Consider the following 9,870-nt stretch of genomic DNA (forward strand, 5'->3'; position numbering starts at 1 on the left):
CGGGGCTGTTACCCGGTGCCCTCCCCTGCCGGATCGGCTCAGACCCTGCCGGATCGGCTCAGACCCTGCCGGATCGGCTCAGAGTCCGTGGCGTTGGCGAAGATGCGACAGAAACCCCGTTGCCGCCTCCTCGACCAGGTCCATCACCGTTGCGAATCCTTGCGATCCACCATAGTAGGGATCGGGTACCTCGCGTTCTGGGCGGGATCCAGCGAACTCCAGAAATCGGTGCAGGCGCGCCGTGCCGTCGGTGGGTTGCAGAGCCCGCGCGTTGCGGAGATTCTCGTCATCCATGACTAGGACGTAATCGAAATCCCTGAAGTCATCCTCTACCAGCCGTCGCGCACGTTGACCGCTCAACTCGTAACCGCGCGCGCGCGCCGTAGCCTGGGCCCGCCGATCGGGGGGCTCGCCCACGTGGTAACTGTGGGTCCCAGCGGAATCGACCTCTACGGCGTGCTCGAGACCCGCTTCGCGTATCCGTTCCGCGAAAACCCCATGGGCCATCGGCGAGCGGCAGATGTTACCCATGCAAACCATCAAAACTCGTATTTTTGGCATGAAATCCTGTCTTCTGCTCAGTGATCCAGATGACCAAACGCGTCCCACGCCGATGGCGCCGGAGGACCCGAAGCCGTTGTGCCGGCACCGATCCCTGTGCGCATCACGCGGCCTATCCTACCCATGCACGGGCATTTCGAAACAGTCGCAGCCAGGGGCCGTCCTCGCCCCAGGACTCCGGATGCCAGGAGTGCTGTACGGTCCGGAAGACGCGTTCGGGATGCGGCATCATGATCGTGACCCTGCCATCACTACTGGTGAAACCCGTGACCCCCTCGGGAGACCCGTTGGGGTTGGCCGGATACACGGTTGCCGGGGCTCCATCCGCCTCCACATAGCGTAGCGTCACCTGCCGCGCGGTCTCCAGTCGCTGCAGATCCGGTGGCTCCCCAAAGCGCGCCCGCCCCTCCCCATGCGAGACCACCACCGGAAGGATCGACCCGGCCATGCCGGCCAGGAGGATCGACGGGCTGTCCTCGATCCGCACCAGCGACAGGCGGGCCTCGAATTGCTCCGAGCGGTTGCGCACGAAGCGCGGCCAGTGCCCGGCGCCAGGAATCAGCGGTGCCAGGTGCGACAACATCTGGCAGCCGTTGCAGACTCCCAGCGCGAAGGTCTCCGGACGTTCGAAAAAGGCCTGGAACCCATCGCGCAGTGCGGGATTGAAGAGGATGGTCTTCGCCCATCCTCCGCCGGCGCCCAGCACATCGCCGTAGGAGAAACCGCCGCAGGCAGCCAGGCCTCGAAACCGGGCCAGGTCGTGACGACCGGTGAGGAGGTCGGTCATGTGCACATCGACGGGTTCGAAGCCGCTTCGTTCGAAGGCCGCGGCCATCTCGATCTGGCCATTCACGCCCTGCTCGCGCAGGATCGCAACACGAGGACGCTCACCGGTCGCCACGAAGGGCGCCGCGACATCCTCTTCCGGGGCGAAAGTCAGGTCGACTCGCAGCCCGCCGTCGTCCGTCACCCGCTCCAGTTCTTCGTGGGCACAATCGGGCTCGTCACGCAGCCGTTGCATGTGGAAGCTGGTTTCCTGCCACTGGCGCTGGAGGCTCCTGCGGTCCGTGTCCAGCAGCAACGTCTCGCCCTGCCGGACGCGCACGGCCCCGGAGGGATCCAGTGTCGCCACCAGGCGGACGTGCGCCTGCAGACCCAATGCCGCGAAAGCTTCGCGGACCTCCGTTTCGGCTCCCGGCGCCAGTTGCACCACAGCGCCGAGTTCCTCGTTGAACAACCAGGGATGCGCCGCGTCCGCCGCGGGTACGGTGATATCCAGGCCACAGCGTCCGGCGAAGGCCATCTCCAACAGAGTCACGATCAGGCCGCCGTCGGAGCGGTCGTGATAAGCGGTGATTCGTCCCCGGGCCTTCAGGTGCTGAATGACTCCGAAGAACCCGCGCAAACGCTCGGCGTTCACCAGGTCGGGCGGTGACTGGCCGATCTCTCCGTGAACCTGCGCGAATGCGGAACCACCCAGCCGCGACTGCCCCTCGCCGAGGTCGATCAGCCACAGCGGGCCGGCTGCTTCGGTATCGGGCAGCGGGGTCAGGGTCTGGCGGACGTCGGTGACCGGGGCGAACCCCGAGACGATCAGGGACACCGGGGAGATCATCTGCCGTGGCGCACCGTCCTGTTCCCAGACCGTGCGCATCGACAGTGAGTCCTTGCCCACCGGGATACTGATCCCCAGGCGCGGACACACGTCCTCGCCAATCGCCCGCACGGTGTCGAACAGGGCCGCGTCCTGGCCCGGCACTCCTGCCGCCGCCATCCAGTTCGCGGAAAGCCGGATCTGGCCCGTGTCCGCGATGTCGGCCCCGGCGAGATTGGTGATCACCTCGCCTACGGCCATGCGCCCCGAGGCCGGTGCCGACAGAATGGCCAGCGGGGTCCGTTCGCCCATGGCCATCGCCTCGCCGGTGAAGGCATCGAAATCGGTCAGTGTGACGGCGCAGTCTGCCACGGGCACCTGCCATGGACCCACCATCTGGTCGCGGGCGGTGAGTCCGCCGACCGAGCGGTCCCCGATAGTGACCAGGAAGTGCTTGGCAGCCACCGACGGCAGGCGCAGCACGCGAGAAAGGGCCGCAGCGAGGTCCGCACCCGCCGACAAGGCGGTCTCGCGCCCTGGCAGCCGGGCGTCGACCCGTGTCATCCGCGGCGTCTTGCCCAGCAGCACCGACATCGGCAGGTCCACCGCTGGCGCACCGAACAGCGCGTCGTCCACGCGCAGGTGTGCCGCATCGGTGGCCTCGCCGACCACCGCGAAGGGCGCCCGCTCCCTTTCCGCGATCGCTAGAAACGTCGGGAGCCGGTCCGCCGCAATCGCCAGGACGTAGCGCTCCTGCGCCTCGTTGCACCAGAGCTCCAGCGGCGAAAGCCCCGGCTCTGCCGACGGCACGTTGCGCAACTCGATCACTCCGCCACGCCCGGCATCGTTCAGGATCTCGGGAATGGCATTGGAAAGGCCACCGGCACCGACATCGTGGATCGAGAGGATCGGGTTTGCGGTGCCCAGAGCGGTACAGCGGTCAATCACCTCCTGGCAACGGCGCTCCATCTCCGGGTTTCCGCGCTGCACCGAGGCGAAGTCGAGCTGCTCCGCGCTGGCACCGCTGGCCACGGAAGAGGCCGCGCCGCCCCCCAGCCCGATCAACATCGCCGGCCCGCCGAGCACGATGATGGGCGTGCCGGCCGGCAGGGAATCCTTGTGGATGTGTTCCCGGCGTATCGAACCCAGACCGCCCGCGATCATGATCGGCTTGTGATAGCCGAACAGCATGCGCGCATCACCGCTCCCCGCCTCCAGCTCCAGGGTGCGGAAGTATCCAGCCAGCGCCGGCCGCCCGAACTCATTGTTGAAGGCAGCGCCTCCGATGGGGCCGTCGATCATGATGCCCAGCGCGCTTTCGATCCGGGCCGGACGTCCGAAATCGACCTCCCAGGGCTGCACAAAATCGGGAATCCGGAGATTGGAGACGCTGAAACCGGTCAGGCCGGCCTTCGGCTTGGAACCGCGCCCGGTCGCTCCCTCGTCGCGGATCTCGCCACCGGAACCCGTCGCGGCCCCTGGGAATGGGGAAATCGCGGTGGGATGGTTGTGCGTCTCCACCTTCATCAGGATCGGCAGGTCGACCTCGACCCGGCGGTACGCGCCGGAGTCGGCATCGGGAATCAACCGCGTACCTGTGTGCCCTTCGATGACCGAGGCGTTGTCGCAATACGCGGACAGGACGCCCGCGGGGTTCTGGTTGTAGGTATGACGGATCATCCCGAACAGAGTCCGATCCTGTACCTCGCCATCCAGGACCCAGCTGGCGTTGAAGATCTTGTGCCGGCAGTGCTCCGAATTGGCCTGGGCGAACATCATCAGTTCGGCGTCGGTGGGCGCGCGCGCCATCGACCGGTAGGCCTCGGCCAGGTAAACGATCTCGTCGCCGGACAGGGCCAGCCCGAGTTCGCGATTCGCTGTCTCCAGAGCGGCGGCTGCATCCGGCTCCAGTTCCACCAGGCCCAGGGGCCGCGGCGTCTCCTCGTGAAACAGAGCGGCCGCCCCGGAGGCGTCGGCCAATACGGTTTCGGTCATGCGATCGTGCAGGGGGGCAGCCAGCACATCCAGCGGCAACGCCCCGATGGAAGCTCCTTCGACGAACCAATGGATTCCACGCTCGATGCGGCGCAACGCCGACTGCAGGCCGGCATGAAAGGCAATCTCGGTCGCCTTGGAGGACCAGGGGCTGATGGTCCCCATCCGGGGAATCACGAACAGGGACCGCGCGGGTTCGAACTCGGGAGTCGTCCACGGATCGCCTTCGCCCAGCAGCAGGTCCGCGAGGCGCGCATCCTCTTCGGCCGACAACTCCCGACGCGTATCCACGAAGTAGATGAAACGCGCCGCCAGTCGCCCCACTTCCGGGAATCGCTCCTGCAGACGCGCTTCGCGCTGCCGGATTCGGAAGGGCGACAAGGCCCTGCCCCCCTCGAAAACTCGCATCCAATGTCCCCGCAGCCCAAAATGAGGGGCCATTGTACCCAAGCCGGACGCATTGCTGATGGCAGGGAACTGGAATTCCGGTAGACTGTCATACCAGTACCAAGGGGACGACATGGTTTCGACGTGGGTCACAAAACCCGAGGTGCATGCCGAGGCTGTAGATGACCTCGTAAAAACATCTGCAAACCAATAGTTGCCAACGACGACAACTACGCACTCGCTGCTTAAAAACCAGTAGAGTGCCGTCCGACTGGAGCCGTGCCTGCGCGTCCAGCACCGGGCGTCGATCTCGCAGGATCGTGGAGAAGCTTCCCGGGGCCAATCCACTAAAACTCAACCGGGATCGCTTGTGGTTTTCCCTGCCCGTCGGGTAGCCACCGGTTAAAACAAAGACGCGGATAAGCATGTAGAGCCGAAGGCGGAGGTCTTGCGGACGCGGGTTCGATTCCCGCCGTCTCCACCAATATCGCAGTGAAAACAGGCGCCTCCGGGCGCCTTTTCTTTCGGGTTCTCAGGTACAGGCCCGGGTTCCTGCAGCCCCGCGCGGACTCGGAGAGTCCACCGTCACGCACCCCCGAGGCCCCATTTCACCCTCTCCCAGCCCTCTTTCTCCCCCCCTCGCGCGGAAGCCGAAAACGATGAACCGCCCCGTGCCTCTATCGTTGCGTTGCTGCCGCCCTTGCCAACGACTCCTGCGTCCGCAGTGACTCTTTCTGCGCCTCAGCCAGGAGTTGGCCCCAATCATCAGGCGGATGCCCGCTTTCGAGCATTTTGCGAAACACTCGGTAGGCATCGTCGCTGCTCTCGTAAGCACGTTTAGCCTCTTCGTCATTCACCCAGGCGTAGACGATCACCTTGCTCGGGGCGTGATAGCGGAAAAACAGACGGTACTGCTGGAAAAACTTCGCCCGGAACCAATGCTTGTGATCGTCACCAAGCGTCCCACCCTGGCGGTACTCTGGTCGCGCCGGATCTTGCGGGATGACATCAAATGCCAGCTTGGTGATCGCGGTCAGCCGCTTGCTGGCGTTCTTCTTCATGTACCCGACCGTGTCCTTCTGCTTCAGGGTCTCGACCTGCCGCGCCAACGCTTCAATTTGCGCCAGGAACAGTGGATGGGCGAAGACAGTCCAACCGTGAATGACCAAGGGCCCGCGTTTACCTGCGGTCATTCATCGTCTGCCGAAAGGGCCCCATCGAGATCGACTTCGACGCCGCCGACTAGGGACTGGAGCCGATGGGCGAGGCCAGCATCCACGGACTGCAGGCGCTCAGGGTGACGCGTGATGTCCTGGGCAAGGAATCCGAGGAACTGGCCGAGCACCGGGTCGTCTCCCTCGGAAACTTCGGCACGCGTCAGCACCACCTCGCCACTGGGGCGGATGGAGTAGTGGATCTTATCGCGCTTGCCAAGCTTGAGGGCACGACGCACGGTTTCTGGCACCGTGGTCTGGTAGCGATCGGTGAGTGTGGATTCCACTTCGAGGGTCGCGGCCATGGCAGCCTCCTGCAGATCTGGTTGGACGCATGAATAGTAATGCGGTCGCATTGCCTCGTCAATGCAGTTGCATTGTCTCTCGAGGCCCTCGGCGAAAATAAGTGCTTTTGGGCGCCTGGCAGCCGTTTTCGTTCGAGCTCGCTCCGGTTCTCAGCAACCCACAGACCTTCGATGCCGTCCTTTCAACAGCGGTTTGTCGCCGGTTGCGGACCCACCACCATTTTTAAGATATCAATCCATGGTTTACGAACCATCTGGCCGCCCACGAGGCGGCCTTCTCTTGGCCCAACGCAGGGGCGTGTGATTGTTGTTTCCGCAACCACACCAGACCGGCGCAAGCGACTGGGAAACTGATCGCCCCTCCTCCTCGGAGATCTCGCGTTCAGGCAACGGTGCGCACGCGTGGATCTTTTTCACAACCGCGGTGCCGGCACGCGAGGCCAGACGCCTGGGCACCGCCATTATCAGTCACGCCTGCAGCCGCATTCGACAACTTCGCCTGACGTCGTACGACCGGCTGTTTCCGAACCAAGACACGATGCCCAAGGGTCGTTTCGGAAACCTGATTGCCTTGCCGCTGCAGAAGGCACCGAGGGAACTGGGTTTTAGCGTGTTCGTCGATGCCGAGCTGCGCCCGTACCCGGATCAATGGGCGTTCCTGGCATCCATCCAGCCGATGGCAGCAGTTGATCTCGAGCCCACCATCCTGCGGGCAGCAGGCGGAGTCCACCCCTTGGACGTGACCTTCATCGACGACGAGGACTTGGCGACGCCATGGAAGCGCGATGCCACTTCGGCCAAGAAACTGGCCGGGCCAATGCCGAAGTCGCTGAGCGCGACGCTGGCCAATCTCATCTATTTCGAGAAGGCCCAACTGCCGCAGCCACTCGCCAATCGTCTGATCCGGCTGGCCGCCTTCCAAAACCCCGAGTTCTACAAGGCCCAGTCTATGCGGATGTCGGTGTGGGACAAGCCGCGCATCATCGGGTGCGCCGAGAACTACCCGAAACATATCGCATTGCCCCGTGGTTGTCTGGATGCGACCCTGTCATTGCTCCGCGACAACGGAATCGCCTGCGATCTCAAAGACGAGCGTTTCGCCGGTGAGCCCTTGGACGTGCCCTTCGTCGGCACCCTACGTATCGACCAGGAGGCGGCCGTCTCGGCGATGCTCCAACACGATGCCGGCGTGCTCTGCGCGCCGACAGCATTCGGCAAGACGGTCACAGCTGCCGCGATCATTGCGCGCCGTGGCATCAACACCTTGGTGCTGGTTCACCGCACGGACCTGTTGAAGCAGTGGCAGGAGCGACTGCAAGCGTTTCTTGGCGCCGGCAAGGGTATGGTCGGCACCATCGGCGGCGGCAAGGCCAAGCCAACCGGCAAAATCGACATCGCCGTGATGCAGTCCTTGTCCCGCCAAGGCGAGGTCAACTCGCTGGTCGAAAACTACGGACAGGTCATCGTCGACGAGTGCCACCACGTCGGCGCGGTGTCCTTCGACGCCATTCTGAAGCGAACCACCGCGAAATATGTGCTCGGCCTGACGGCGACGCCGATCCGCCGCGATGGCCAGCAGCCGATCATCTTCATGCAATGCGGGCCGATCCGCCACACGGCGGCCAAACCCGCCGGTGCCCCTCAGGATTTGGAGGTCGTGCCACGGTCACGCTTCGCGCGGATCGACCTGCCATCCGAAGCCGGGATTCAGGATGTGTTCCGTCACTTGGCCCATGATCAGGAGCGCACCGGCGCTATCGCAGCAGAAATCGAGGGTGCTATCGCACACGGCCGCAAGGTTCTGGTTTTGACCGAACGGACCCAGCACCTCGACGCTATCCTCGCAGCATTGGATGGGCATGAGCCGACCCCGTTTGTGTTGCACGGCCGAATGTCGAAGAACCAGCGGGGCGCCCTCATTGCTCAGCTGGACAACTTGCCGCCCGAAGCTCCCCGTATCCTGCTGGCGACTGGCAAGCTCGTCGGCGAGGGTTTCGACCACCCTCCTCTCGACACCCTGGTTCTGGCGATGCCCGTTTCCTGGAAGGGAACACTGCAGCAATACGCCGGCCGCCTGCATCGGGAACATACCGCCAAGAGCGATGTTCGCATCATCGATTTCGTCGACACGGGCCACCCGGCATTGCTCCGAATGTGGGACAAGCGCCAGCGCGGGTACCGGGCGATGGGTTACCGGATCGCGGACCCTTCGGTCTGATCTCATACTTTACTTGCGTATGGCAATTAGACGAAATTGTTCTTCCCTGAGACCCCGTTGTTCAACCGGCTCCTCGGTGACTATCTGACGGACGAGAGCTATCGGGGGCTTCAGCGCGCGTTGATGGACAACCCGCAAGTGGGTGACCTGATGCCCGGCACCGGCGGTTTTCGAAAAATCCGATGGGAGGACGCGCGTCGCGGCAAAGGCAAGCGAGGCGGACTCCGAGTGATTTACTACTACCTGGTGGCCGATCACCAGCTCTGGTTCTTCACCCTGTATGACAAGGATGAGGCTGCCGACCTGACGAGCGAAGAGAAGAAGGTATTGAAGAAGGCCATCCAGGTCGAACTGGAGGCCAGGAGACGAAAACCATGAAACCGAAGCGCAGGCTGTTCGATGAACTGATGGAAGGCGTCGATTCCATGCGGCAGCAACGCGAGGGAAAGGTAACCCTGCGTTCGCATGAGGTCGCGGAACTGCCTCCACTCGAAGTGGATGCGGAGCTCATCCGCGATACCCGTGAGCGCCTGCACGTCTCGCGCGCCGTGTTCGCCCGCCGTCTGCGGGTATCCACACGTACCCTGGAGAACTGGGGCGGCACCTGGGTCGGACCAAGCCAAGTCATTGACTTGGAAAGATAACACCGCCATTTCGTGACCGAATAAGGCCTTAGAGGCCCATTTTTGGTACCAAAAAGGCCGTGATAAGGCTCAGGGTCGCGTTTCCTGTTATCCGATTGGAAACAGTCAGCCTGAATGTCCGGGTCAGCCCAATGGTGAGAGCCGCCACGGTCGAGCCCGAGCGAGGTACCGAAGGGGGCGATACGCGCAAAGTGCCTAAAGCCGCATTTTCGGCATCAAAAATGGCCCGCTAAGACTGAAATCGGGGTTTTTCTTGAGTCGTGATTATTGATTTATCAATAGGTTGCCTTGGTCCGACCCCGCGCCCACCCGCGCCCCATCCTCTATGTCGAGGACGACCCGGATGTCCAGGCGATTGCGAGGCTCGCCCTGGAAAACGTGGCAGGGTTCACCGTCCACGTCTGTTCATCGGGAGAGCCCGCCGTTCGCGACGCGGCCGCGTTCGCCCCCGACCTGGTGCTGCTGGACGTGATGATGCCGGGAATGGACGGTCCGTCCACGCTCGCCGCCCTGCGCACCCAGCCCCCGCTGGCCAACACCCCGGTGGTGTTCATGACCGCCAAGGTTCAGCCCTCGGAAGTCAGCCAATTCCGCTCGCTCGGGGCACTGGATGTGATCGCCAAGCCCTGCGACCCGATGAGTCTCGGAACACAGCTGCGCGCCATCTGGGAAACGCGACCCCGCTAACTGTCATGGCCTCGAAGCGCGCAACCCCGAATGATGAAAGCACCAGCGCCTATGGAGTGCGGCGGCTTGCCGCCGCTTTGGGGAACTCGGTTTGAAGTGGTTCGCCCGGCAGGCCACGGTAAAGGCGTCGACGGACTCAGGCAGCACCTGGCAGTGGACGATTGCTACTTGCATGTTTGTTCGCCCGTGTTTTCCTGCCATGAGGTGGCTTTCATTCCCGGCCGCAGCCCCTCGCACGATCAGCGGGTGATCTGCGTCCATCACC

Annotated in this window: 8 protein-coding genes and 1 other RNA gene; 5 read left to right on the forward strand and 4 right to left on the reverse strand. The window is 63.6% G+C overall.

Annotated features, from left to right (window positions below; all coding sequences use genetic code 11):
* Positions 1-78 precede the first annotated feature (78 nt).
* Positions 79-561 (reverse strand): low molecular weight protein-tyrosine-phosphatase, encoded by a 483-nt coding sequence (locus EA346_RS02250; RefSeq protein ID WP_296755115.1) that lies wholly within the window; start codon positions 559-561, stop codon positions 79-81.
* Positions 562-673: 112 nt separating this feature from the next.
* Complete coding sequence (purL, locus tag EA346_RS02255) at positions 674-4,558, reverse strand: phosphoribosylformylglycinamidine synthase (RefSeq protein WP_296755117.1); 3,885 nt, start codon at positions 4,556-4,558, stop codon at positions 674-676.
* 103 nt (positions 4,559-4,661) lie between these two features.
* On the opposite strand from purL, the gene ssrA reads away from it, so the two are divergent.
* Positions 4,662-5,021: a transfer-messenger RNA gene (gene ssrA / locus EA346_RS02260) on the forward strand.
* Between the two features lie 193 nt (positions 5,022-5,214).
* On the opposite strand, the gene EA346_RS02265 is transcribed toward ssrA, so the two are convergent.
* Positions 5,215-5,730, reverse strand: a complete 516-nt coding sequence (locus tag EA346_RS02265; protein WP_296755120.1) for a type II toxin-antitoxin system YhaV family toxin — start codon at positions 5,728-5,730, stop codon at positions 5,215-5,217.
* The gene (locus EA346_RS02270) at positions 5,727-6,056 is read right to left on the reverse strand and encodes a type II toxin-antitoxin system PrlF family antitoxin (protein WP_296755122.1); all 330 of its coding nucleotides are present in this window, start codon (positions 6,054-6,056) and stop codon (positions 5,727-5,729) included. Before EA346_RS02270 ends, EA346_RS02265 begins: the two co-directional genes overlap by 4 nt.
* Positions 6,057-6,360: 304 nt before the next feature.
* Between EA346_RS02270 and EA346_RS02275 the strand changes: the two genes are divergently transcribed.
* The 4 genes from EA346_RS02275 to EA346_RS02290 all read left to right on the forward strand — a co-directional run bounded on the left by EA346_RS02275 (position 6,361) and on the right by EA346_RS02290 (position 9,605).
* Complete coding sequence (locus EA346_RS02275; protein WP_296755125.1) at positions 6,361-8,274, forward strand: DEAD/DEAH box helicase; 1,914 nt, start codon at positions 6,361-6,363, stop codon at positions 8,272-8,274.
* A gap of 57 nt (positions 8,275-8,331) precedes the next feature.
* Positions 8,332-8,652, forward strand: coding sequence for a type II toxin-antitoxin system RelE/ParE family toxin (locus EA346_RS02280; RefSeq protein WP_296755126.1), 321 nt, complete (start codon positions 8,332-8,334; stop codon positions 8,650-8,652).
* Entirely contained in the window at positions 8,649-8,918 is a 270-nt protein-coding gene (locus EA346_RS02285) for a hypothetical protein (RefSeq protein ID WP_296755129.1), read from the forward strand. The genes EA346_RS02280 and EA346_RS02285 overlap by 4 nt, the downstream gene beginning before the upstream one ends.
* Before the next feature lie 288 nt (positions 8,919-9,206).
* Positions 9,207-9,605, forward strand: a complete 399-nt coding sequence (locus EA346_RS02290) for a response regulator (RefSeq protein ID WP_296755131.1) — start codon at positions 9,207-9,209, stop codon at positions 9,603-9,605.
* The last annotated feature ends 265 nt before the right edge of the window (positions 9,606-9,870 follow it).

The organism is Thioalkalivibrio sp., from assembly GCF_007692535.1.
Taxonomy (GTDB): domain Bacteria; phylum Pseudomonadota; class Gammaproteobacteria; order Ectothiorhodospirales; family Ectothiorhodospiraceae; genus Thioalkalivibrio.

Excerpts from the sequence above, each read along its gene's own strand:
- EA346_RS02250 (WP_296755115.1), bottom strand. The coding sequence starts at position 561 with ATGCCAAAAATACGAGTTTTGATGGTTTGCATGGGTAACATCTGCCGC.
- purL (WP_296755117.1), bottom strand. The coding sequence starts at position 4,558 with ATGCGAGTTTTCGAGGGGGGCAGGGCCTTGTCGCCCTTCCGAATCCGG.
- EA346_RS02265 (WP_296755120.1), bottom strand. The coding sequence starts at position 5,730 with ATGACCGCAGGTAAACGCGGGCCCTTGGTCATTCACGGTTGGACTGTC.
- EA346_RS02270 (WP_296755122.1), bottom strand. The coding sequence starts at position 6,056 with ATGGCCGCGACCCTCGAAGTGGAATCCACACTCACCGATCGCTACCAG.
- EA346_RS02285 (WP_296755129.1), top strand. The coding sequence starts at position 8,649 with ATGAAACCGAAGCGCAGGCTGTTCGATGAACTGATGGAAGGCGTCGAT.